General features: G+C 68.6%; 14 protein-coding genes. 6 read left to right on the top strand and 8 right to left on the bottom strand.

Translation table 11 applies throughout. The features are described from left to right. Positions 1 to 310 precede the first annotated feature (310 nt). Positions 311 to 1,627, top strand: coding sequence for a ferritin-like domain-containing protein (locus FL344_RS03365; RefSeq protein ID WP_228564746.1), 1,317 nt, complete (start codon positions 311 to 313; stop codon positions 1,625 to 1,627). Between the two features lie 189 nt (positions 1,628 to 1,816). Next, positions 1,817 to 2,842: a pirin family protein gene (locus FL344_RS03360; RefSeq protein ID WP_141589404.1), complete on the top strand. Its 1,026-nt coding sequence runs from the start codon at positions 1,817 to 1,819 to the stop codon at positions 2,840 to 2,842. A gap of 149 nt (positions 2,843 to 2,991) precedes the next feature. Here the strand turns inward: FL344_RS03360 and FL344_RS03355 are convergent, their stop codons facing one another. Then, positions 2,992 to 4,257, bottom strand: a complete 1,266-nt coding sequence (locus tag FL344_RS03355; protein WP_141617493.1) for an MFS transporter — start codon at positions 4,255 to 4,257, stop codon at positions 2,992 to 2,994. 6 nt (positions 4,258 to 4,263) lie between these two features. Next, on the bottom strand, positions 4,264 to 4,812 hold the full coding sequence (locus FL344_RS03350; RefSeq protein WP_141589406.1) for a TetR/AcrR family transcriptional regulator: 549 nt from the start codon (positions 4,810 to 4,812) through the stop codon (positions 4,264 to 4,266). A gap of 292 nt (positions 4,813 to 5,104) precedes the next feature. On the opposite strand from FL344_RS03350, the gene FL344_RS03345 reads away from it, so the two are divergent. The 4 genes from FL344_RS03345 (at position 5,105) to FL344_RS03330 (ending at position 11,745) form a co-directional block, all read left to right on the top strand. After that, entirely contained in the window at positions 5,105 to 5,854 is a 750-nt protein-coding gene (locus tag FL344_RS03345; protein WP_141617492.1) for a sulfite exporter TauE/SafE family protein, read from the top strand. A 126-nt stretch (positions 5,855 to 5,980) separates the two neighbouring features. Next, entirely contained in the window at positions 5,981 to 7,912 is a 1,932-nt protein-coding gene (locus FL344_RS03340; RefSeq protein ID WP_228564745.1) for a bifunctional UDP-sugar hydrolase/5'-nucleotidase, read from the top strand. 292 nt (positions 7,913 to 8,204) lie between these two features. Continuing rightward, positions 8,205 to 9,182: an NADP-dependent oxidoreductase gene (locus FL344_RS03335; protein ID WP_194858291.1), complete on the top strand. Its 978-nt coding sequence runs from the start codon at positions 8,205 to 8,207 to the stop codon at positions 9,180 to 9,182. A gap of 94 nt (positions 9,183 to 9,276) precedes the next feature. Continuing rightward, the gene (locus FL344_RS03330) at positions 9,277 to 11,745 is read left to right on the top strand and encodes a helicase-related protein (protein WP_141617491.1); all 2,469 of its coding nucleotides are present in this window, start codon (positions 9,277 to 9,279) and stop codon (positions 11,743 to 11,745) included. A 135-nt stretch (positions 11,746 to 11,880) separates the two neighbouring features. On the opposite strand, the gene FL344_RS03325 is transcribed toward FL344_RS03330, so the two are convergent. The 6 genes from FL344_RS03325 to FL344_RS03300 all read right to left on the bottom strand — a co-directional run bounded on the left by FL344_RS03325 (position 11,881) and on the right by FL344_RS03300 (position 24,096). Continuing rightward, positions 11,881 to 13,407: an SMP-30/gluconolactonase/LRE family protein gene (locus tag FL344_RS03325; protein ID WP_228564744.1), complete on the bottom strand. Its 1,527-nt coding sequence runs from the start codon at positions 13,405 to 13,407 to the stop codon at positions 11,881 to 11,883. Between the two features lie 490 nt (positions 13,408 to 13,897). Beyond that, on the bottom strand, positions 13,898 to 17,953 hold the full coding sequence (locus FL344_RS03320; protein WP_194862975.1) for a DUF3857 domain-containing protein: 4,056 nt from the start codon (positions 17,951 to 17,953) through the stop codon (positions 13,898 to 13,900). Positions 17,954 to 18,108: 155 nt separating this feature from the next. Further along, on the bottom strand, positions 18,109 to 18,837 hold the full coding sequence (locus tag FL344_RS03315) for a bifunctional 2-polyprenyl-6-hydroxyphenol methylase/3-demethylubiquinol 3-O-methyltransferase UbiG (RefSeq protein WP_141589411.1): 729 nt from the start codon (positions 18,835 to 18,837) through the stop codon (positions 18,109 to 18,111). An 81-nt stretch (positions 18,838 to 18,918) separates the two neighbouring features. Continuing rightward, positions 18,919 to 21,093 carry a methyl-accepting chemotaxis protein gene (locus tag FL344_RS03310; RefSeq protein WP_141617488.1) on the bottom strand — a complete coding sequence of 725 codons (2,175 nt, stop codon included), beginning with the start codon at positions 21,091 to 21,093 and terminating at the stop codon, positions 18,919 to 18,921. A 230-nt stretch (positions 21,094 to 21,323) separates the two neighbouring features. Beyond that, positions 21,324 to 22,550, bottom strand: coding sequence for a methyltransferase (locus tag FL344_RS03305; RefSeq protein WP_141617487.1), 1,227 nt, complete (start codon positions 22,548 to 22,550; stop codon positions 21,324 to 21,326). Positions 22,551 to 22,647: 97 nt separating this feature from the next. Continuing rightward, a complete protein-coding gene (locus FL344_RS03300) occupies positions 22,648 to 24,096 on the bottom strand; it encodes an FAD-binding oxidoreductase (RefSeq protein WP_141617486.1) in 1,449 nt (482 codons plus the stop codon). Positions 24,097 to 24,248: the final 152 nt, after the last annotated feature.

The raw sequence follows: 24,248 nt of genomic DNA, 5'->3' as shown, positions 1-24,248 counted from the left end.
TCAGGCCATTCAATAGGCTCCGACTGAAAGGCTGTCCCTCACCCCCCAGTGGTAGGCCCCGAGCTTGACAGGAGGCTCCCTCGTCTGTCGGTTGCCATGCAAGGGGCTGTCGATGGCTTGACAAGACGCGGCCCGCCCGGGCCGGAATGACAGGCAGGGCGTCAGATGAGGAACCACCCCTCAGGTTTCTGAGCAGGGCAGGTAGGAAACGTCGGCATTTCGCGACACCTGTCAGGCGCTCCCTGGTGTGCAGGAGTTGGCATCTTCATTGCTGAAGTGCGGGCTCCCAACCGCTGGAGGTCTTGCACCCATGGATTCGAATCGCTTGCGTCTGCTCTTCTCCCGGGCCCTTCGCGCCTCGCTTCTGTCGCCCCTGACGCTGGCCGGATGTGATGGTGAGGTGGACCTGACGGGTTATTCGCCACCGGCTTGCGACAATGGCGAGCTGGCCATGACAGGCTTGTCTCCTGCGGCCGCGCCGGACTTCGTGCAACTGCGGAGCTTCCATGCGGCGGGCGAGCCTGCGGCAACGAGCCCTGCCTCCTCCGCGGGAACACCTTGCGCGACGGCGACCCAGGCCCAGACATGCCTGTCAGAGCTCGAGGCGTTGGCGCCTGACCGTGGGTTCCGCGACGCCTGCGGCTTCATCTGCACCGACTATTTCCTCGCGACGACCCGGGGCGACGTGGTGTCTGCCATCGCCTCGCTGGAGGCCCTGAAGTCGTTCCTGGGGCCGATTGATACGACGCAGGAGGCCGCGCTGACTGCCTTTGCTGCGGGCTACTCAGTGCGCTGTGGCGGGCTCAAGTATGGGGCGGTGAAGGAGTTGGGCGACGGTGCGTTCGGCGTCGTCGGCACCAAGGGCATGGCGTGTGGCAAGGGGACGGAGTTGACGCAGTATGCCCTGCGCGTGTCGTCAACGGGCGAGGTGGTGGAGGAGGAGCGCAAGGTGTTGGCGCGGGGCACGGACAACTGTGCCGTGGGGCGCAGGCCCGAAGGACTGCGCTCAGAAGGCGCGGTGGCGTGTGACGATGTGCTGGGACAGCACTTCGCCGCCATTGCCCACCTGGAGGCCGCGTCCATCCAGGCCTTCCTGCTGCTGCGGGAGGAGCTGGCCGCACATGGCGCGGACCTCGCGCTGCAGGACGCGGCGCTGATGAGTGCCCTGGAGGAGGTCATGCACACGGAGGTCAGCGCCCGCCTGGCGGGGCGGCACGGCGTGACGCCCCAGGCGCCCCGGGTGGACGCGGCGGCGCCCCGCTCCCTGTTCGCGGTGGCGCTGGACAACGCGGTGGAGGGCTGTGTGCGGGAGACGTTCGGCGCGCTGGTGGCACGGCACCAGTCGCTCCATGCCCAGGACGCCGAGGTGCGCACCTCCATGGCCCGCATCGCGGAGGACGAGACGCGGCACGCGGAGCTCTCGTGGAAGATTGACGCCTGGGCGCAGGCGCGGCTGTCGGAGGAGGAGCGCGAGGTGCTCCGGCTGGCGAAGCAGCGGGCCGCGGCGGCCCTGCGCGAGGAGGCCTGCGTGCCGGTGAATCCCGTGCTCGTGTCCGAGGCCGGGCTGCCCCCTCCCGAGGTCGCCGTGGCGATGGTGGACACGCTCGCTCGGGAGCTGTGGGCCTGAGGTTCGCGGGACGGCGGGGCAGGTGATGTGCCCCACTCGCCGCGCCCACTGAGCACCCAGCGGGCGGCCCGGCATCTGAGCGGAGGCCCTACGGGGCAAGCGGCGCGGAGGGCTCGTTGTTACGCTCACCGGAGAGTGCCCCAGCTCAGGGAGTTTTCCTGGGGCTCTGGAAGGGATGAGGCGTAGGAGATGAGTCAGCAGCCAGAAGCCGTTCTTCGTGTGGAGCCGCTCGGAATGCCGTGGCGGACCCCGGATCCGTTTCTTTTTTGCGTCCACCACGACGACAAGTACCCCATGGGGAACGAGCGCCTCGGGCCGTCCGCCTCGCTGGCGGGCCGCAACCTGGGCCAGGACTTCGATGGGCGGGACGGCTGGAACATGTATCACGGCACCGTGGTGCCCGGTTTTCCCCAGCACCCGCACCGGGGGTTCGAGACCGTCACGGTGGTGCGTCGCGGGCTGCTTGACCACGCGGATTCCCTAGGGGCGGCGGCGCGCTTCGGCGGTGGGGATGTGCAGTGGCTCACCGCGGGCGCGGGCATCAATCATTCGGAGATGTTCCCGCTGCTCCAGCGCGACCAACCCAACCCGGTGGAGCTGTTTCAAATCTGGCTCAACCTGCCGCGGGCGAACAAGCTCGTGGAGCCGCACTTCTCCATGATGTGGAACCACGTCATCCCGCGGCACGTCGCCCGGGACGCGGAAGGGCGCGCCACGGAAGTCACGGTGGTGGCCGGGAGCCTGGGAGACGTGAAGGCGCCACCGCCGCCGCCCAAGTCGTGGGCCGCGCAGGCAGCGTCGGACGTGGCCATCTGGACGCTCAAGCTGGCCCCGGGCGCGCGGTGGACGCTGCCGGCGGCGGCCCGTGGCAGCAACCGGATGCTCTACTTCTTCCTCGGCTCCAGCCTGCGCGTGGCGGGGCGTGCCATTCCGCCGTCACACAGCATCGAACTGCGGGCGGACGTCGCGGTGGAGCTGGAGAACGGCGCGGACGAGGCGGAGTTGTTGATGTTGCAGGGCCGTCCGATTGGAGAGCCCGTCGTGCAGTACGGCCCGTTCGTGATGAACTCGCGGCAGGAGATTCAGGAGGCCTTCGCGGACTACCAGCGCACGGGCTTCGGGGGCTGGCCCTGGCCGGCCAATGGCCCGGTCCATCCGCCAGAGGAAGGGCGCTTCGCCCGGCACGGGGATGGACGCATCGAACGTCCGGCCTGAGCGGGAGCACCGTCAGCGGGAGTGCCGCTGCAGGGGCGCTGAGACTTCCCATACTGGATGCGGCCGTGAAGCGGGGCGGAGCCATCCGCCGCCCTCGACGAGACGGCACCCCTGGAAGACGGACCAGGATGTGAGGCTGGCCTGTCGCATCAATGGGGCTGCGGGAGGGAGGGGCCTTGGCCACCCGGCGCGGTGGCAGTGGCGCGGACGGTGGCCAGGACTCCCGAGAGCAGCACGACGAGGGTTCCCGCGAGCGGCACCACGAGCAGCCCCACTCGCAAGCCCACGGCGTCGGCGACGAGCCCGACGAGCGGGGGCGACGCGAGGAACCCCAGCCGCATCAGCCAGCTGACGACGGTGAGTCCCGTTCCCGGTCTCAGGCCGGGAAGCTCATCGGCGCCATGCATGGCGGCGGGGACCAGCGTGGCGACGCCGAAGCCCGCGAGCGCGAAGCCCGCGATGGTGCCGGGCATCGAGGGAAACAGGAGCGCCGCGCTCATGCCCAACGCCGTGGTGGCCCCGCCGGCCCGAGCGACGGCGCGCTGACCGAACCGGTCCACCAGCCCATCGCCCAGCATCCGGCCCATGAACTGCGCGCCCACGAGGGCGACGAACCCGAACGAAGCGACGGCAGCCGTAGCGCCGAGTGTTCCAGAGAGGTAGACGGCTGCCCACGTCATGCCCGCGTCCTCGACGAGCGTGCCGCCGACGGCAATCAAGACCAGCGCGGCAATCACCAGCCAGATGCGCCCCGTTGGCTGGCGCCGTGCGGGAACGCTGTCCAGGTGCGCCGCCGCGGGCTCTGGCTCGGGCTCGATGGTGACGATGGGCTCTGGGCCGGGGAGCGTGTAGCGCAGCGCCATCAAGGACACCCCGGCGAAGAGCAGGGCGGAGAATCCCAGATGCAGGCCCCGGTGAAGGTTCAGTCCCGCGGCGAGTCCGCCCATGAGTCCGCCGACCACCGCGCCGATGCTCCAGACCGCGTGGAAGGAGTTGAGGATGGACCGGCCATGGAGCCGCTGCACCCGCAGCCCGTGGGAGTTCTGCGCCACGTCGGTGATGGCGTCCATGCCACCCGCGAAGAAGAGCGAAACGGCGAGCACCCACCATGACGATGCGAGGCCCGCGACGAGCACGCCCAGGCTCGTCAGCAGGGTGCCGGCGACGGCGACCCGTGAGGAGCGGAAGCGGCGAATGAGCGCTCCAGCGGCGAGCCCCGCCACCATCGCGCCACTGGGGAACGCGGCGACCGCCAGTCCGTATTGAGCGTTGCTGAGGCCCAGGTCGGCTTTGATCTGCGGATAGCGCGGCAGGAGGTTGGCGAAGATGGCGCCGTTGGTGAGGAACAGCACCGCGACGGCCGCGCGGGCCGCCCGGTACTCGCGGGGGACCCGTTGAGGGGAGGTGGAGGGCATGGCAGGTCAGGGGGAGCGCGAGAGAAGGCGGCGCACGGCGTCCCGGGTCAGGTCGCGGCTGCGGGGGGCGGGGTCGAGGCTGACGTGGATGAACAGCCCCTCAATCAAGGCGTCGAGCTCATGCGCCATCCTGGCGTCGACGAACCGTTCCAGCGCGGCGCGGCTGCGGCGCATCCAGTCGTGGGTGATTTGCCGGAAGGCGCGTTGGCGCGCCGCGAGCGTGTAGAGCTCGAGCGTGAGCACGAGCTCGTCCTGCCCGGCCGCGAGGTCGTCGTGCACGATGTGGACGATGGCGGAGACCAACGCGTCAAGGTCGGTGGCCGCGGCGATGCGCTCGGCGAACCGCTCGCTGATGCGCTGGGCGAAGCGGCTGAACGCCTCGTGCAGCAGTTCGTCCATGTTCGTGAAGTGGTAGGTCATCGAGCCCAGGGGCACGCCCGCGCGCTCGGCGACCCGGCGGTGCGACGTGCCGGCCACGCCCCCTTCGGCGATGACCGCCAGCGCGGCATCGATGATGCGATCCCTTCGCTCGGGGTCATGTCTCCGTGTGGCCACGTGGGTCTCCGGGGATGCGGCAGGAGGCATGAGGCCGCGAGGTGCCGCTGGCGATATGTACGAACGTACATATCCCGTTATTCCGCCGGGCCGTGGTGCTTTCCTGGTGGGTCGCCGCGCGAGCGCTTCGAGGGCCGCGACGCGGTCGTCCCTCGGGGCGCGTTGGGCGGCAGGTCACACGCTGCCTCAGGGTGGGCCTGAGGCGGCAGCGGGCAGTTCCGAATTCTCAGGCCGAAGGGCGACACCCAGAATCAATGCGTCGCGTGTCCCTCACTCGCCCGGATCTCCCCTCATGCCATCTCCCGACAGCCTTCTGGTGACTGTTGCCGTCTTCGTGCTCGCGGGCCTGGTCAAGGGCGTGGTGGGGCTGGGCCTGCCCACCATCGCCATGGCGCTGCTGGCGCTGGTGATGCCTCCCGCCCGAGCGGCGGTCCTGCTCATCGTGCCCTCTCTGGTCACCAATGTCTGGCAACTCCGACCCTGGTCGGCCTTGGGGCCTTTGCTGCGGCGACTGGCGCGGATGCAGGTGGGCGTCTGCGTCGGCACGCTCGTCGGCGCGTGGGTGCTGGGTGCGCCCGTAGGTGCGTGGGCCACGGTGTCCCTGGGCGTGGCGTTGGTGGCCTATGCGGCCTGGGGACTCAGTGGGGCCCGACTCCCGGTAGGCCCGGTGGCGGAGGCGCGCCTGGGGCCCTGGGTGGGCGCGCTCACCGGCTTCGTGACGGCGGCGACGGGCGTCTTCGTCATCCCCGCGGTGCCGTATCTGCAAGCGTTGGGCTTCGAGCGAGAGGAGCTGATTCAGGCCATGGGTATCTCGTTCACGGTATCCACGCTGGCCCTGGCGGCGGGGCTCTACGTCAACGCCGCTGGCGCTGGGACACAGTTGGGCCAGTCCCTGCTGATGTTGCTTCCGGCGCTCGTCGGGATGCAGGTAGGGCAGTGGCTGCGCCAGAAGCTCTCACCCGTGCTGTTCCGGGCGTGTTTCCTGGTCAGCTTGCTGCTCCTCGGGATGCACATGGTTGCCCGCGAAATGCGGGTGGGGTGAAGGTGCTGGGTCCTGGGCCGCGGGCAATCGCCATGAAAGTGTCACCGGCCGGGTAGGAAGGCGTAACCGGGCTGTCATTCGCGCCCGACACCATGCTGCCTTCCGAAAGGCACCTGGGAGCGGTTCATGCGATTGAAGACGGAGATGGAAGTGCGCAGGGGGGCGCGTTCGTCGAGCCGGACGCGTTGGTTGACGGTGACGTGGATGGCGGCCAGCGTGCTGTCCGCGTGTGGTGATGACGATGCCATCGACCCTGGCGAGCAGCCCGCGCCGCTGGACCTGACCATCCTTCACATCAACGACCATCACTCGCACCTGGCGGGTTCCAGCCTGGAGCTGAACGTGACGAACGCCGCGGGTGACACCGTGGCCGCGGAGGTTGAATCCTCGGGTTTCGCGCGCGTCACGTCCGCGATGAAGGAGTTGGCGGCCGGAAAGGAGAACGTGCTCAAGCTCCACGCGGGTGACGCTCTCACCGGCACGCTGTACTTCAACCGCGCGGGCCAGATTGGCGAGGCCGACGCCGCGATGATGAACACGGTGTGCTTCGACGCCTTCGCCCTGGGCAACCACGAGTTCGACAAGGGCGACACCGAGCTGAAGAACTTCATCGACCATCTGCATGCCGGCCAGTGCCAGACGCCCGTCATCAGCGCCAACGTCCAGTTCGGCGCGGGCTCCGCCCTGCACACCTCCAGGGCTGCCGGCTACGTGGAGCCCTTCACCGTCGTCGAACGGGATGGCCAGAAGATTGGCCTCGTCGGCCTGACGATTGCGGGCAAGACGAAGGAGTCCTCCAGCCCGGACGCGGACACCACGTTCGAGGCCGAGGTGCCCGCCGCCCAGCGCGCCATCGATGCGCTGCGGGCCCAGGGCATCAACAAAATCATCGTGATGAGCCACATCGGGTACCAGCTCGACCGGACCATCATCCCGCAGTTGAGTGGCGTGGACGCGGTCATCGGCGGTGACTCCCACACACTGCTGGGGCCTGCCGCCATGGAGACCTTCAACGTCGGAACGCCCGCGGGCCCCTACGCGGAGTCGCTGCGCAACCGCGACGGCGAAACCGTGTGCCTGGGGCAGGCCTGGCAGTACTCGCAGGTCGTCGGAGAGATGACCCTCCGCTTCGACGCCGAGGGCGTGGTCACCTCCTGTGGAGGCACGCCCCACGTCCTCATCGGCAATCAGTTCTCCGTTGACGGGACGCCCGTCTCCGAATCCGACAACGCCGCGATGCTGGCCAGCGTGGCCGCCAGCGGCTTCCTGCGGGTGACGCAGCCGGATGCCGCCGCCGCGCAAGTGCTGGCACCGTTCCTGGGCCGGATCGACGAGTACAGCCGGACGGTGGTGGCCACGGCGGACGACGAGCTTTGCAATCGCCGCGTGCCGGGAAACACGGAGCCGGGCCGCTCCAGCGTGAGCTGCAACGCCCTGGGCGAGGTCCACACTCGGGGTGGCGACATCCAGCAGCTGGTGGCCCAGGCCTACCTGGAGGTGGCGAACGCGGATTACGGCGGCGCGGACATCACGTTGCAGAGCGCGGGCGGCGTGCGCCGACCGCTGCAGGGACCGGTGACGGCGGCGGACGTCATCGAGGTGCTGCCCTTCGGCAACATGCTGTTCCGGCTGGACGTCACTGGCACCGAGGTGAAGTCGATGATTGAGGACGGGCTGCACGCCACGTTCCGGGAGGGCGGCACCACGGGGCCCTATCCGTACACCGGCGGTCTGCGTTTCGACGTCAACGCCGCCCAGGCTCGCGGCCAGCGCGCCAGCAACCTGGAGGTGCTGGACCAGACGACGGGCCAGTGGAACGAGCTCCAGCCGACCGCCACCTATCGCCTGTTCGTGCTGAGCTTCAATGCCACGGGGGGTGATGGCTACGTGACGCTGGCCAACGTGCCGGCCGAGCGCCGCTCCGACATCGGCGTGCTCGATGCCGACGTCCTCCAGACGTACATCGACCGTCAGGCCGAGCGCGAGCCCGGCACGAACCTGCCCGTCCTGCGCAAGGTGGATGCTTCGCGCTACAGCACGAAGTCGTTCGTCGAGTAGCGCGTCGAAGGAGCGCCGTCCCGCCCACCGTCCGCTGCTCGGCGGTCCCTTCAAGCAGGCACCCACCGATGAACGGTGACGAAAGGTGTTCTGGCCGTGCCTTTCGTGCTCGCCCGGTTTCTTGCTGGCCTGCGACGTGGCCTTGCGAAGTGGAAGGGCCGCCACGGTGGCGGGCATGCAGGCGGTCCTTGGCTCGCGGCGCCGTGGGTGTCCCCTGCATTCCGAGGGAGGAGTGCCCACGCTCCGGAAGAACCCTGTCGGGGCGTGAGCTCCCCGCCCACGAGGACTCTCCATGAAGACATCCATTCCGTCGCAGATGAAGGCCGCCGCCATCGACCGCTTCGGTGGGCCGGAGGTGCTTGGCGTGAAGACGGTGGCCGTTCCGGCCGTGGGCGCGGGAGAGGTGCTCATCCAGGTGGAGACCGCGGGCGTCGGTAGCTGGGACGCGGCGGAGCGCGAGGGGGAAATGGAGCTGCTCAAGCCTGGAAAGTCATCCTTCCCCTATGTGCTGGGAACGGATGGGGCCGGCACCATCGTGGCGGTGGGCGAGGGCGTTACGTCCCGCAAGGTGGGCGACCGGGTGTATGGCTCCGGCTTCCTCAATGACAAGGGCGGGTTCTTCGCCGAGTACGCGGTGGTGAAGGCCGAGGACACGGCGCTCGTGCCGAAGGGCTTGAGCGCGGAACAGGCGGGCGTCCTGGGCGCGGATGGAATCACGGCGCTCCAAGGCGTGCAGGACGCGCTGAACGTTCGTCAGGGCATGACGCTGCTGGTGTACGGCGCGAGCGGCGGTGTGGGCCATCTGGCGGTGCAGCTCGCCAGGCGACTGGGAGCGCGGGTCCTGGCGGTGGCTTCGGGCTCGGACGGCGTGGAGTTGGTGAAGCGCCTGGGGGCGGAGAAGGCGGTGGACGGGCGGGGTGGTGATGACGTGGCGAAGGCGATTCGGGACTTCGCGCCGGACGGGCTCGACGCGGCGCTGGTGCTCGCGGGCGGCGAGGGCAGGGCCTCGGCCCTACAGGCCGTGAAGAAGGGAGGCCACATCGCCTACCCGAATGGCGTCGAGCCGGAACCACGGGCCCCCGAGGGCGTGAAGCTCACCGCGTACAATGGCGAGTCGAATGCTGACGTCCTCGCGCGCCTCAACCGGCTCATTGAAGCAGGGCCCTTCCATGTCGAAGTTTTCCAGGTGTACCGGCTAGACGACGCGGGCCGCGCGCTCGAAGCCGCGAGCAAGCACCATCTGGGCAAGCTGGCCCTGCGCATCCACTGAGCCGCCGCGCGCCGCGCCAGGACGCTGGCGTGGGCTTCGCGGCCGCCGCTGCTGGAGCCGGGCGGAGGGGCCCGTCCGAGGTTAGAATCCGCGGATGAACTCCAGCCCATCCAGCCGGTCGTCCGTCGTCGTGGCGGAGCTGGGGCCCACGAACACAGGGAAGACCCACCGGGCCATCGAGCGCATGCTCGAGCACGGATCGGGCATCATGGGGTTGCCGCTCCGCCTGCTCGCCCGCGAAGTCTATGACCGGGTGACCGCTCGGGTGGGTGAGGGTCGCGTGGCGCTGATGACGGGGGAGGAGAAGCGCGTGCCCCCGCGCCCCGACTACTGGATTTGCACCGTCGAGGCGATGCCGACCGACAAGTCCGTCGACTTCCTCGCGGTGGATGAAATCCAGCTTGCTGCTCACCGTGAACGCGGGCACGTCTTCACGGATCGACTGCTCCATGCGCGGGGACGCAAGGAGACCTGGTTCCTGGGCGCGGACACGATGCGTCCCATGGTCCAGACGCTCATCCCCCATGCCTCGGTGAAGCGCGCCACGCGTCTGTCACAGCTTCGTTATGCCGGGCATCGCTCCCTGAAGAGTCTCCCGCCGCGGTCGGCGGTGGTCGCGTTCTCCGCGGACCGCGTCTACGAGTTGGCCGAGTCGCTGCGGCGCCTCCGGGGCGGCGTGGCCGTGGTGCTGGGCGCGCTGTCTCCCCGGACGCGAAACGCCCAGGTGGCGATGTACCAATCCGGAGAGGTGCAGTACCTGGTGGCCACGGATGCCATTGGTATGGGGCTGAACCTGGACCTCAACCACGTGGCCTTCGCCGCGCTGTCCAAGTTCGACGGCGCCGACCAGCGCGAGCTCTACCCGGACGAGCTGGCGCAGATCGCGGGCCGCGCCGGCCGCCACTTGAACGACGGGAGCTTCGGCACGCTGAACACGTTGCCGGAGCTGCCGCCGCGGGTGGTCTCCGCCATCGAGACGCACCGCTTCCCGGCGGTCCGGAGCCTCATCTGGCGCAATGCCGCGCTCGACTTCTCGAGCCCAGAGGCCCTGCTGGATTCACTGGCGCGCGCGCCGGGCCACAGTGCCTTCGTCCGGGTGGAGCGCGCGGATGACTTCGATGCGCTCAAGGACCTCTCGCGTCTTCCCATCATCCAGGACCTGGCCACCGGGCCGGCCATGGTGGAGCTGCTGTGGCAGGTCTGCCAGATACCCGACTTCCGCAAGGGGCTCTTTGGCCAGCATGTGGCGTTGCTGCGTGAGACGTTCCTGCAACTCACCGCGGGGGACGGGAAGCTGGACGCTGGCTGGCTGAACAAGCAGGTGGCTCCGCTCGACGACGTGTCCGGAGACATCCACACGCTGATGGACCGGCTGGCGGCCATCCGCATCTGGACGTACATCAGTCATCGGCCGGGGTGGCTGCACGAGGCGGAGCACTGGCAGGAGCGGACGCGCGGCATCGAGGATGCGCTGGGGGACGCGCTCCATGAACGGCTCGTTGAGCGCTTCGTGCAGCGCGCCGCGAGGCGCAGCACGCGTCGCTTTGTGAAGGCCACCGCGCGCCCTCCGTCCGGTTCGGCCAGTCCCTTCGCCAAGCTGGGGCAGATGCTGGAGGAGTTGCCCGGCGCCGAGGGCTTCGCGATGACGGAGGAGCAGTTCGTCCAGCGGGTGGTGGACGCGAGCCATGACGCCTTCCAGGTGGATGCGACTGGCACCATCTCCTTCGAAGGCGAGCCCATGGCACGCCTCGTTCGCGGGACGGACCGCCGCTCTCCCTTGCTGGCACTGGCGGAGCCGGAGGTCTGGACGGGCGGCGCGCGGCAGCGACTGGAGCGGCGCCTGCTCGCGCTGGCGCGGGACCTCGTCACCGAGGCCATGGGCGGCTTTCCCGCCGAGTCCTTCTCCGGAGCGGGGCGCAACGCGGCGGCGCGTGGGCTCGCGTATCGCCTGTCCGAAGGACTGGGCGTGATTACGCAGGGCGAGGCGCATGAGCAGTGGCGGCTGTTGGATGAGGAGGCGCGCGCACACTTGACGGAGCAAGGCGTCTGCCAGGGACACCGCTTCGTCTACGTCGCCGAGGCCCTCAGCCCGCATGCGCTGGAGCGGCGCTGCATGCTGACGTCGCTGTTCCTCCAGCGGACATGTCCCACCGGGGTGCCACGAGAACCCGTGCTTCAGCTCTCCGAGTTGGACCGCCGGGACGCACGTGCCTATGGGTACGAGGTGCTCGGGAGCGTGGTTCTGCGCATCGACATCGTCGAGCGGCTATGCGAGGCCCTGCGCCACCCGCACGGGGGCCGGCAGGTGCAGGCGCTCATGCAGGAACTCCGCTTGGAGGGAGCGCTTCGGGCCCGGGTGCTGCGCGAGCTGGGAGGCGCCACGGGAAACCCTCCGCCGCGGCGGCGCCGTCGCCGACGTGGCGGCGCCGCGCAAGTGTCCGGCACGAGCGGCGCTCACCCAGGTTCGTCTCGGAGCGGTGCCTCGGAGCGGGAGGGACGTCGGCCCCGGGAGGGGGCGGTCCGGAATGCCACGGCGTTTCGAGACGGACCCTCGGAATCATGAGGCGCTGGCGCACCCGTCGGCGTCGGAGCTCCTCGTCTGAAGGGGCGGCTCGCCTCCGCCAGCCTTCGAGTGCTGGTGGCGCTCATCCGGGAGCGGAGGCGAGGCCCTGCTTGGGGCTTCAGGGGACGGCGGCGCTCAGTTCGCGTCGTGCCCGTGCGGCTTGTGTCGCTTCGAGGGCATGAACGTCAGGGTGGCCGCATTGGCGCCGCCGCCACTCCCCGCCGGCACGAAGACGTCAATGAAGTTCCCCGTCTTCCCGCTGAAGCGCAACACCGTGGCCGGGAGGAAGTCCGGGATGTACAGGTTGCCGTCGGGACCGAACTCCATGTCCACGAAGTCAGTCAGGCCACCGCTCCCCGACTCGACGAAGACGTCGATGAAGGCGCCTGTCTTGGCGTTGAAGCGCAGGACGTCATCTCCAGCCGTGGTGCCAACGTAGAGCTTGTGGTCCTTGCGAATGGCAATCGTCACCGCGTCGATGTCCGGGATGAAGATGGCACCAGGCTGTCCGGCCGCGGGGAAGGGCGCGCCATTCTCGTCGTAGCGCACCACGTTGTTGCCGATGATGCTGACGACGAACAGGTTCCCCTTCTTGTCGAACGCCATCTTCTGGGGAACGAGCAGTCCGCCGCCCGAAGCGAACACGTCGATGAAGGCGCCTGTCGTCCCGTCGTAGCGCAGCACGCTGTTGGTGCCGCCAAAGCTGTCGGCGACATACAGGTTGCCATCAGGACCGAAGATGAGCCCGCCGGGGAAGCCCAGCCCGCCACTGCCCACGGGCACGAAGATGTCGATGAAGGCGCCCGTCTTCCCGTCGTAGCGCAGCACCTCCCTGCTGGCGAAGCTGGCGATGTAGAGGTTGCCGTCAGGGCCGTAGACGAGCTCCTGCGGGTTGTTGAGCCCGCCGGCGCCAGGCGGGATGAAGACGCCCACGAAGTCGCCCGTCTTCCCGTCATAGCGCAGCACGCTGCTGTTCACGTTGTTGCTGACCAGCAGGTCGCCTCCCTTCTTCTTCCGGACCTTCACCTTCACTGAATCCAGGCCCCACTGTTCGTTGGCCTCGCCTCGAGGCGGGTCCGCGAAGCGGAGTGTCAGCCGGTCTCCGGTGTGCCGGAAGGTGAAGGACAGGGGGTAGATGGCGTCCCCCTTGCTGCCAAAGCCGGACTCGTCCTGGTACCCGAGCTTGCCCTTCATCGATGCGCCGGTGAGGCCCGGGTGGCTGCCTTGGAGGTAGGGCTTCGGGTACGACTGCTCGTAGCGTGCGTCGAACGGCGCGTCGTCATTGGAGAAAGTGGCGTCCAGGAGGACGGGACCGTCGTCCACGCTCGCGACCCAGCGGTCTGGCCCCTTCGTCGTGTCGTTACCGTCCCACGACTTGAGGACGAACAGCTCCAACTGGACCTCGACCTCGTCATGGTCCGGCAGGCCAGCCAGGCTGAGCGTGACTTCCTGTTCGCTGAAGGGCCCCAGGAACTTTCGTTCTCCCTTCGGCGTCCGGGACACGGTGCGGTGGCTCCACTCGGGGCCCGCGCCTTTCCCGAAGTTCTCTGAATAGACTTTCTCCTCCGCGTTCTTCCACTGTGCTTCGACGCTTTCCTGTTCGACAGACTCCGACGCCGCCTGCTCCGCGAAGCTGTCTGCCTGCTCGTCGGGACCTCCCATGCACCCAACCAACCACCACGCCGCGAGTGCTGCACAACCCAGCCGCCAACCCTTCATGAGCTGCCTCCCCTTTGACGCGAGGCCCAGGGTGCGGACACGGCGGGAGGGCTGCCATTGACTGGGAGGGTTCCACGCGTCCGTGCAAAGGACGCTTCAATGCCCGGCAATCCGGAGCCGGAGCTCCGGGATGCGCCGCTTCATGCGCGGGGAGGGCCAGGCAGGGGCTCGGGCGCCGGGCCTACCGCTGCGCCCGCTGCACGCGACAACGGCTTGCCGCCGGGGCCAATGGGGAAAGGCCCGCAGACGCAGTCCTCGAAGAGGCAGAGGACGCCCGAGGAGGGACAGGGTTTTTCTCCACGCCTGCGGCTGCGGCGGGCGTCCGCAGCGCCGCGACCGAGCACTCCAGTGGCATGGCGGTGCTCAGGCGAAGGATGGCGGAACGCTCGATGCCGCTATTCTGCTGTCGGTGCGCTGGCATGGATGCCAATGCTCAGTCTCTCGCCGTGGCGGTCTTGGTGCTCCGGCCCCGGTTCATGCGGCTCTTGGCGAGCTTCTGGAAGGAGCGGGCATCGGAGTCGTTGGGGCCGGGCATGGCGCGATAGAGGGCTTGCGCCGCATCGGGCAGTCCGAACGCTTCCGCCAGACGTGCGCGGGCGTAGAGCATGCCTGGAGTCAGTTCTGCGGGGGTGTGCTGGGCGAGTGCGCTGTCCATCAGCTTGCGCGCCTCTTCCAACTTCCCGGTCTCTACGAGGAGCGTGGCCAGAAGCGACAGGGTTTCGAGCTCGTCCACCCGGCTCATGCGAACGGCTCGCTGCGCCCACTGGACGTCGTCCGCTGTGACGCGCCCACGCAGGAGCGCCGCCCAGGCCAGCGTCCGGTATGCCTCCGCACTGGCGGCTCCCTGGTCCACGAGCTGCTTTCCCGTCCGGCCCACATCGTCCCAGTGTTGTTCGTTCACCGCCGCCACCAGCAGCGTTTCCATTCCGAGCGGGTCGGTGTGCAGCAGCCCGAGTCGGCGGTCGGCTGCGTCGCGGAGCGACCGCCAGCGGCCTCGCTCCACCAAGAACTCTCGCTTCATGTTGAAGGCGTCCTCGGACGCGGGGACGTCCTCACGCACTTCATCCAGCAATGCCTCTGCGTCCGGGCCTTTTCCGGCTGCCTTCAAGGCCACGGCCAGGGCCATCATCAGCCGGTGACGCTCGACTCCCGATGCGAAGGAGGCTTGGGAGCGCAGCGTCTTCAGCACGCGTGCATCACCCGTGTTCGCGCCCAGATAGGCAGACGCGGCACGCAGGTGGGTGACGCCCTCCATCCCAGAGAAGCCCTTGAGGGTACTCACGAAGGAGGCGAGCGGAGAGAGTCCTTCGGGAGGAATGTCGCGGGTGTCCGCCACTGCCCAGCGAATCCACTGGATGGCTTCCTTCAGATGGCCCGCGTCCAGCCACCTCAAGGCTTCCGCGCCAAGCGGGCGCGGGTCGCTCGCCGAGGCCAGCAGCTTGTACTCCTTGTTCTCGCGCACCACGTACCAGGCGTCCTCGAACGTCTGGTCGCCCAGCAGCAGGTTCAGGCGGACGCGATACCCGACCTTCTCTTGCCCGTCGGGCTTCAGGTCGAGCGCGGACACCGCGAGCTCCGCCCGGAACTTCGCATCCGTCACGTTCCAGAAGGACTTCGCATGCCGCGATGCATAGGCATGCAGGGCCCGCAGCTTGCGACGAAACTCGCTGTCGCTCCGGTCCCTGGATGAGAGATGCGGACGAATGGCCTCTTCGAACGCGCGCTCGTCATGGGCCGTCCATGCGGCCAAGACCACACTGCGCACCAGCGCGATGGCGCCTGCGTCTTTCGCCTTTTCCGGCCCGCGGCGAGATTTCCGGGCGAGCTCTAGACGGAACTGGAGGTCGGGGTCGTAGGTGTCCTTCAGCGCGGCTTCGAAGAGGCGCGCCGCGGCATCGGCGTGGCCCTTCGTGAGCAGATGGTCTCCCGCGAGCGTCAGGGCCTCGCGCCGCGAATCCAGCCCCTCGAACTCGCGCTCCGCCAACGCCAGTGCGTCGGCCGCACCCTTCAGTTCGGCGGTCGTCATGACCATCACCCGGCCCCTGAGCTCGGACGGCGCGGCGACGCGCGCGGCCTCCAGGGCCTCTGTCGACGCCCCTGCTCGGAACAGGGCCGTCATCAATCGGTCATCCACGTTGCGAGCACGGAGCGTGTCGCGCAGATGGCGCCACGTGGTGATGGCTTCGGTGAGGCGCGCGCCCTGCCCGAATCGCTCCCCGTGCGCGTTGTGCTCCAGCATGTCGGCCAGCAGGATGTTGGCGGCGACGTTCTCCGGTTCCAGGCTGATGGCCTTGCGGCAGGCCGCCACTGCGCCCTCGAAGTCGGCGCCGGGGTGGCGCAGCCGTCCGTGGAGGTCATGTTGAAGCACCCACGCCAGGACGTGGTGGGCCAGAGGGGAGTCCGGACGCTGCGTCACCGCGCGGCGGGCCTCCTCCCGCGCCTGTCCGCCGAAACCGAGCCGTAGCAGGGTGCCCGCGTACCGGGCTCGCACCAGCGCGGAGTCCGGGCGAGCGGTCAGCCATCTCTCATACACGGCGAGCCCGTCCCGGACGCGGGCGCCCTCGACGAGCCGCGAGCCACGGTCCTCGAACTCCACTGCCTGGGCTTCCCGTCGGACCAGGTCCGCGAGCGCGGTTCGGAACGCGTTGACCTCATCAGGGGTGTAGCGACGCTTGCCCGAGTCGAACACGTAGGTGGCGGACAGTCCGCCATCCTGCTCACGCATGTATCGAAGAGAGAGTGAGGCGGGCCCCAACGCCAGCGTTTCGTCCCGGGGAACGGCGTTCACGGCGAACCCGCGGGGCGGCTTCAGGCGGTAGCGTGCCTCGGCGCGGTAGGCCACGGGCAGCACCAGGTCGGCCTGTCGCCGGGCGGGAGGTGGCCGGACGCGGCCGAGTTCATCCGGCAACAGGTCGCGGACGTCATCCAGCGTGTCGGGAAGCCAGGCGAGGGGGGACTCGATGCGCAGTGGCACCTGGACGCTGCGCCAACTCGTCGCGGCGAAGCGAGCGGAGGCGATGTCCAGCTCCATGCGGAAGGGGCCGGAGACCTCATCCAGCGGCGAGTGCTTCATCCCCTCCAGCGTGCCCTGATACTGCGCGGTGGCCACGGCCTCCATGTTCCGGCGGAAGTCCATGGGCCGCAGCTCTTTCAGCAGGCGTCGGTATTGGACCGCCAGTGCCCCAGTGAACTCCCGGAGTTCATGCACGCGCGCGGGCCCTTCCTCGGACAGCGTCACGGTCCGCGTGAAGATGGCGGTGTTCCGTTCCGGAAGCGTCTCGTCGATGCGCACGAGCCCCTGGGTGTCCGGGGTGGCCACGAGCGCGTGGCGCCCTTGCAGCTCGGGAGCGACCACGCCGGCTTCCGCACCCGGGTCGGTGGGGTCCATCCACAAATCGGGCGACCCGGGCACGTAGACGATGGCGTGATTGAAGAACCCCATGCCCGGCAACTGGGGCACGTCCTCACGGCCGACACGCACGAGCGCTACATGGGCGGGAATCCCCGCTCCGCGGAGCAGCCCGACGAGGAGGGTGGACATCTCCTTGCAGTCGCCATACTGCCGCGTGAGCACTTCCTGAGGCCGGGCGGGAACGATGGCCGCCGCGCCGAATTCCAGGCCCGTGTAGCGCACCGATTGACGCACGTGCTCCAGCATGCGCTGTGCGATGACGCGCCGGTCTTTCGTGCCCTTGCTCAGCTCACGCGCGCGGGGCTGGAGCGAAGCACCCTCCAGCCGGCCTTCGACAATCCGGTGGTAGCTGGCAGCCACGTCGTTCCAGGAGCGCCCGGTGGAGAAGGCGACATGCGGGTAGAAGGCCTGCGCCGGCGGCATGTCCGCTTCGAGCGGAGCCACGGGGGCGTAGGGACCCCCTTCGAATGACAGGCGTTTCCGGTCGGACTGGTGTTGTGGCAACGGATCCAGGGGGAGGCCCTGGACACGCAGTGTGAGTTGCGTTGTCAGCGCCACGTCCAGGTCCAGGCGCACCTTGCGGACGGGGACGGGACTGGCGAAGTAGAAGTGGGTGACGACGCCAGCTTCGAAGAATGACTGGGTGTCCTCCACGATGGACTCCACCTCGACCAGGCTGCCGGGGCGCAGGGCTGGGAGTGGCGCACGCAGCGCGCGGGTGTCCGTGTAGATGTCCGGGCCAGGATCCTCCACGGGCGCATCGTGCAGCGTCTGTTCGTCGAGCGGGTGCACCTTGCCGTCAGGGGAGATGACGCGTGCTCGCAGCAGCGGCCGTTGCTGGCGCCAGGGGGACCATTCAACGCGGGCTTCGGACCATGCGCGCACGCCCGCTCGCGTGATGATGCGGAAGACGGTGCGAGACGATGCTCGCCATTGGTGAGGCGCAAGCTCCGTGTAGCGGCCCTCCTTCAGGAGAACCTCCACATCGGTGCCTTCCGCTGGAGCCGGTAGCTTCGCGGCGGCCTGAGCCATCGTGGGCCCCGTCGCTTCGAACGCCGCGCCCTCCCAGGGAGCCATGCGCCCACTGGCAAGAGAAGGAATGCTAAATAGGAAAACGAGACAAAACAGCACAGGCTGCTTCAAGCCTACCCCCATCATATCCGTGGCGGTCACATAACACTCCGCCAGGGCAGGGAGCTACTGGGGGGCCGGGTGGCCGCCGCCGCGTTTGTCTAACGCCGCGCGGACACGAGCAACATCATGGGGCGCTCCCGCTCCTCGGCCAGTTCTGGCTGGGCGGAGAGCTGCGCCTCGGTCGGACCCCATTCGTTGACCTGGCGCAGACTGAAACCGGTGTGAATCAGGGCGTTCAACAAGGTGCCCAGCGTGCGGTGGTACTTGATGACGCCCTTGGCGAGCCAGTCCGTGGTGCGGGGCCCCTCGGCCTGGTAGCCATTGAGGGGCCATGTCTTCTGGCCTTGTTCATCCACTCGCCAGCCAGGGTGGGTGGGAGCCATGTAGATGGGATGCTCGGTGGAGAAGACCAGCGCGCCACCTGGAACCAGGGTGGCGTGCACCTTCGCGAGCAGGCGCGGCAGGTCTTCGATGTAGTGAAAGGCCAGGGAGCTGTAGACGAGGTCGAAGCTGGCTCGAGGAAGTTCCACCGTCTCCAGGTCTGCCTGGGTGTAGACGATGTCGTGGGTGGGCGTCAGCTGCCGGGCCCGTTCCAGCATTCGAGCCGAGACGTCGAGCCCGTGAACCTGCAGTGCCCCTTGTTCCCGGGCCCACCGGCAGAACCAGCCATAGCCGCAGCCGAGGTCCATCACCCGGAGGCCCCGCAGCTCGGGCAGCATCGCCCGCAGCGCGGGCCATTCCGGTGCACCTGCGAGCCCCTCCATCGAGCGCCGCAGCTGGCTGTAGCCTTCGAAGAAGCCGGGGTCGTCGTAGATGTTCTGCGCCATGCTGGCTTCTGAGCACCCTTTGCGCGGGCCTGCAACCGGTGCGCTCCCATCCGTCACTGCGTGGACGTCACGGGACGCGGCTCAGTCATCGAGCGTTCCCGCCTGGAGCGCGATGCGGGCCGTGCCCGCCATGTTCTCCGCCAGCGCTTGCACCGAACCGGACACCTTCTGCGTCTCCTCGACGGTGCGCAGTGTATGCCGCATCTGGGCTGACAGGTCTTGAATGGCCTGGGCAATCTGGGAGGTGCCCGCGTCCTGCTGCGCCACCGCCGCGGAAATCTGCCGCACACTGGTGCCGGTGTCGTCGATGATGCCCGTGAGCCGCTGGAGCTGGGTGCCGGAGACACGCACCGCGTCCAGGCTCGCCTTCACGCGTTGCTCTCCCTGTTCACTCATCTTCGCGGCCTCACGCATGCTCAGACTCACGCCGTCGAGCACCTCGCGGATGCGATGGGTCGCCAGGATGGACTGGTCGGCGAGGCTGCGGACCTCTCGCGATACGACGCCAAAGCCCCGGCCGTGCTCCCCGCTGCGCGCGGCCTCGATGGCGGCGTTGATGGCCAGCATGTTGGACTGGTCCGCCAGCCCCTTCACGGTGTCCACGATGCTGGAGATTTCGCGGGTGCGTGCGTCCAGCGCGAGGATGCGGCTCGACATCTCGGAGACCTCCTGGCGGATGGCTTCCAGGTTGGTCAGCGTGCGGGTGATGGCCGCGCCGCCATCGCGCCCCGCCTCCTCGGCGGTTTCGATGGAGCCGGCGAGCCGCCGCGCCTTGTCCGCCGTCACCAGGGAGCCCTGCCGGATTTCCTGGACCGTCTGCTCCGCCTCGCGGAGCGCCGCGGCCTGCCGGCTGACACCCGCCGTCTGCACCTCACTGGACGTGCGCAGTTGTTGCGCCACCGCGGCCAGCTCGCCAGCGCCGCTCCCCATGTTCTGGGCGAGCCGCTTCACTTCATGACGACGCTCCTCGAGCTGATGCGTGTGCGACGCGAGCGCGCGCACCACCAGCACCGAGCGGCGCACGACGATGCCCACCAATGAGAGCGCGAGCGCCAGGAAGCCCCAGTGCATGAGCGAGTCCGCGGCCTCGGCCAGCCCGAACACCGGCAGCGTGGTGTGGATGACGACACCGAAGAACACGGCCAGGCCCATGGAGAAGATTCGCGCGTCGGGGTTGCCCCGCCACGCCGAGATACCCGCGACGATGACGCACCCGAGGAGGCAAGGCACCGAGTAGAGGACGAAGAGGCCAAGGTTCCGCTGCGCCATGCCCAGGTCGACCATCACGATGATGACCTGAAGGGAGGCCGGCACGCACGCGCCCCAGGCACTCCACCGGAACCAGCGCATCCGGTTCTCCAGGATGCTGTCGGAGATGAACCAGGCGAGCGCGGGCAGGATGCAGTGCGAGCCCACCAGCGTGAGCTGGCTCCCCAGCAGATAGCCGCCCCAGAGCGCGGGAATCAGGCCGCTCATGCCGAGAAGCAGGGCCGCCGAGCCGCTCGTGAAGATGATGAGCGGCAGGAGCATCTGCGTCTGACGCCGTACCAGGGCACCCAGGGCGGCGGCACAGGCGATGGTGAGCAGCAGGATACCCATGACGAAGGGCGCCAGCCCCGTGCGCGTTACCGTCGCGAGCAGTTGATGGTGTGCCCCCACCCGAGCCGCGCCTCCCACGCCGATGATTGGACCGCTGCTCTGGATTCGCAGCAGCAGGCGCGTGTCTTCCACCGTGGGTGGCAGGGGGATGAGCCGCCATGCGAGGTTGTCCGTCTCCTCCTTGCCCGAGGGATTCAGCCGCCCGCTCGCATGGATGCGGTGGCCGTTGGCGTAGACCTCGAAGGCGTTGGCCACCGTGCCCAGGTAGAGCGCGGGCTCCAGCCACTGCCCCTGGGGGACGGGGATGCTCAGCCAGAGGAAGGTGTGCGCTCCCCGGCCCGGCGGCTCGCGGAGGGCCGCCACGGGCTGCCACGCCTGCTCATTCCCTGACTCCAGTGCCCAGGCGGGTACATCGGCGGGGCCCGGCGGTGAGTCTCCCCAGCGGTATCTCCAGCCCTGATTCAAGTCGATGCTGGGCTGTCCTGTGTCCGCCCACGCGGAGGTGGAAAGTATCAGGAGGAACGGCAGCACCCAGCACCACGACGTGCGTCGTGAAGACATGCATGCGCCGGCAGGTGAGACAGGTGAAACACCGGGGACTGCGTGAGTCGCCGGCGCGTGAGTCGGAATGCGGATGTGACGCATGGATGCGTCCATCCTCGGGTGCGGGAGACGCCCCTGTAAAATGGGTCTGCTTCACCCCGCCCGGCCGCTCGGCCTCTGCCCGTATGTGTTTCATCGACAGGTGGTGAGACTTGGGTTCGGAATTGCTCGGTTTTTGTGTTTCACGGGCTTCGTCAGCAGGACAATGCTCTGGTGGTGATACCGGACGGCGCGGTGCGTGTATCACTGCGCCACCCGGCTGGGAGTCCTGGGGCGGCGAAGACTCAGCGCGACCCGCGCTTGACGCGGCCCACCGACCATTCGACGAGCTTCCGGGCCTGACGGTGAAGGGCCGTCTGTTTGAGGGCGCCGTTGAGCTGATCCGCGAGCTGGTGTCGCAGGGGCGGGGTGGCGATGTGCTCTTCCAGCTCCCGGATGCGCTGGGCCTGCTCCAGGAGCTTCCGCTCGTCCGCGGAGACGCGTTGTTCCAGTTCGTGGAGGCGTTGCGCCTGGACCGGGTTCGACGTCTCGTTGACGAGGTGTCGAACCGGAGGCGGCGAAGGCCGGCGGGCGATGAGGTCGGCGTTGTCACCCTTGCGAAGAACGAAGTTCAGCGTGTTCCGGGTGAACGCCAGGGGCACGCGAGCGCCGCTTTTCTCCACGTACAAACGCAGCAGCTCTTCGTCGAGTGTGACGGGGAACATGTCGAGCACCTCCGGCTCGAAGCCTGTCCCCACCAGCAAGGGGTCGATGTCTCCCAGCGTCAGCTCGAGCTCATGGTGGCTGACGCCCAGGCCCCATCGGGTCAGCAGCATGGGGGCGTCTTCGGCGGACACCTGTGCCATGGATTCGCGGAAGTTCTCGCGTGGGGAGCGCGAGGCGTACGGCCACCCGAGTTCCGGCGGTAGGAAGTGGAAGAACGGCATCAGGGACGTGTGCGCGTCGAAATACACGAGCCGGTTGGGCGTATCCACGACGACGAGCAGGCCTCCCGGCCGCAGCAGGTCCCATCCGGTGCGGAGCGTCTCCAACCGCTCGGCAGGCGTCTGATGCTCGAGCACCGCGTACAGCACGAAGATGTCGGCGCCGTCGGGGGTCTCCTTCTTCAGGGTCTCCAGCAACTGCGCGGGCTCCACGACGCTCATGGCGACGTTGCGCAATCCCAGGGCCTTCATGCGGCTTTCCGCCGCGCGCACGGAGGGCGCGTGGATGTCGTACCCCGTGACGTGGCGGGCGACCTGTGCGAAGGCCGCTGTGCTGGAGCCCGTGCCACAGCCCAACTCGACGATGTCCGCCTTGCCCAACTGCGCGTACCTCGCGAGCCAGGGCAGCACATGGTCAACGCAGCGATTGTACCGGCCATCCACGTGGTCCGCGATGTCCGATTGCCCCGCCGGCGTCTTGAGAAAGCCCTGGTCGTAGTCCGCGAAGTAGGATTGCAGCAGGGCCTCCCTCACGCCCGCCAGGAGCGCAGGGTCCTCCATCCTGTAAGTCTCGAAGCCCGTTGTCATGCCTCATTCTCCTCGCGGTTGGGTGGAGCGAACTGCGGGCACGGAAGGTACCAACCGAGGCCGCTCCGGGCGAGCAATGGCGCGAGGGAATGGTGGCTTAATGGCGAAGCGGCGCGCCGGTGCTGGGGCGGATGTTCTGGTTCACTCGGAAAAGGTTGGTCGGGTCATAGCGGTCCTTCACCTCCACCAGCCTTGCGTAGTTGTCCTGGTACGTTGCCTGGACGCGCTCCTGGCCCTCGTCCATGAGGAAGTTCACGTAGGCGCCGCCCGCGGAATAGGGATGCAGGGCATTCCAATAGTCCTTCGTCCAGGTGGTGATGTCCCTTGCCTTCTCAGGAGAGGGGTCCACTCCGACGATGACCTCCGCCCACCGCGCGTTCCGGAAGCTGAAGGCGGTGTCGCCTGGTGCCGCCCGGTGCGCCGCTCCGTCGATGGGATAGAGGTGCATGGTGGAGTGCATCGTGGGCAGGCGGTGGGCGAACGCCACGTGTCGGGAGATGGCTTCGTCTCCCAGTTCTCGCACGAAGTCCGCGCGCCAGTACCATTGGAGGCCCGGCGGATAGAGCGCATCGAACATGGTCTGCAGCGCGGGGTAGGGCATGGTCTGCACGCCGTCGAGCGCGGGGGCCATGGCGCGCACGGGCGCGAAGAGCGCGTCGGCTTGAGCCGGGTCTCCGGTGTAGCACCACACCACCGCGCACATCTTCTGCAAGTGCAGGTGGGGCGGGAAGGGCGCCGCGGGCGGGACGACCAGGAAGGCGAAGAAGCCGGTGAGTGTCTCGGGCGCGGTGGGGATGAACTCGCGGTACCACCGCATCACCTCCTCGGCGCGCTCCAGGGGCCAGAGCGTCGGCCCTCCCAGGATGGTGTCCACTGGGTGGGCCTGGAAGAGGAAGGACGTGACGACGCCAAAGTTGCCGCCACCGCCGCGCACGGCCCAGAACAGGTCCGGGTGCTGCTGGGCGTTCGCGGTGACGAAGCGCCCGTCCGCCAGCACCATGTCCACGGCGAGCAGGCTGTCGATGGTGAGGCCGTAGCGACGCGAGAGGTGGCCCAGGCCACCACCCAGGGTGAGGCCCCCGACGCCCGTGGTGGAGATGATTCCCGAGGGAACGGCGAGCCCGAACGCGTGCGTGGCATGGTCCACTTCGCCCCAGACACTTCCTCCCGCGACACGCACGGTGCCTGATTCGGGGGCGACCCGGACGCCGCGCATGAGCGACAGGTCGACGACGAGCCCCCCGTCGCAGGTACCCAGGCCGGCACCGTTGTGCCCACCCCCACGGACCGCGAGCATGAGGCCCTGCTCGCGTGCGAACTCCACTGCCGCGAGGACGTCCGCCACGTCGGCGCACCGGGTAATCAACGCCGGCCGCTTGTGAATCATGGCGTTGTAGACGCGGCAGTGCTCCTCGTAGTCCTCGTCCCCGGGGCGCACGAGCCGGCCGCGCAAGCGGGCCCGTAGCTGCTCGACCCGGCCTGGGGGCAGCGCGGACGGCCGTCCTTCGCCTGTGCGCGCAGGCTCACTTCGAGGGTCCAGGGGCATGGCTTTCTCCTCCGTGGGGCCGTGATGGGAAAGGCCCCCTACAGCCAAGCTAGGGACGGTCGGCGAGCGCGAAGGCGCGTTCACGGCAGGTGGGCAGGAGGGGGCGCCCAGGCACGCGTTGGCGGAGGGATGCGGGCGTGGCGCTTGGCAGG

The sequence above is a fragment of the Myxococcus sp. AB036A genome (genome assembly GCF_006547355.1).
GTDB lineage: Bacteria > Myxococcota > Myxococcia > Myxococcales > Myxococcaceae > Myxococcus > Myxococcus virescens.
This window is presented reverse-complemented; position numbering and strand designations above follow the sequence as displayed.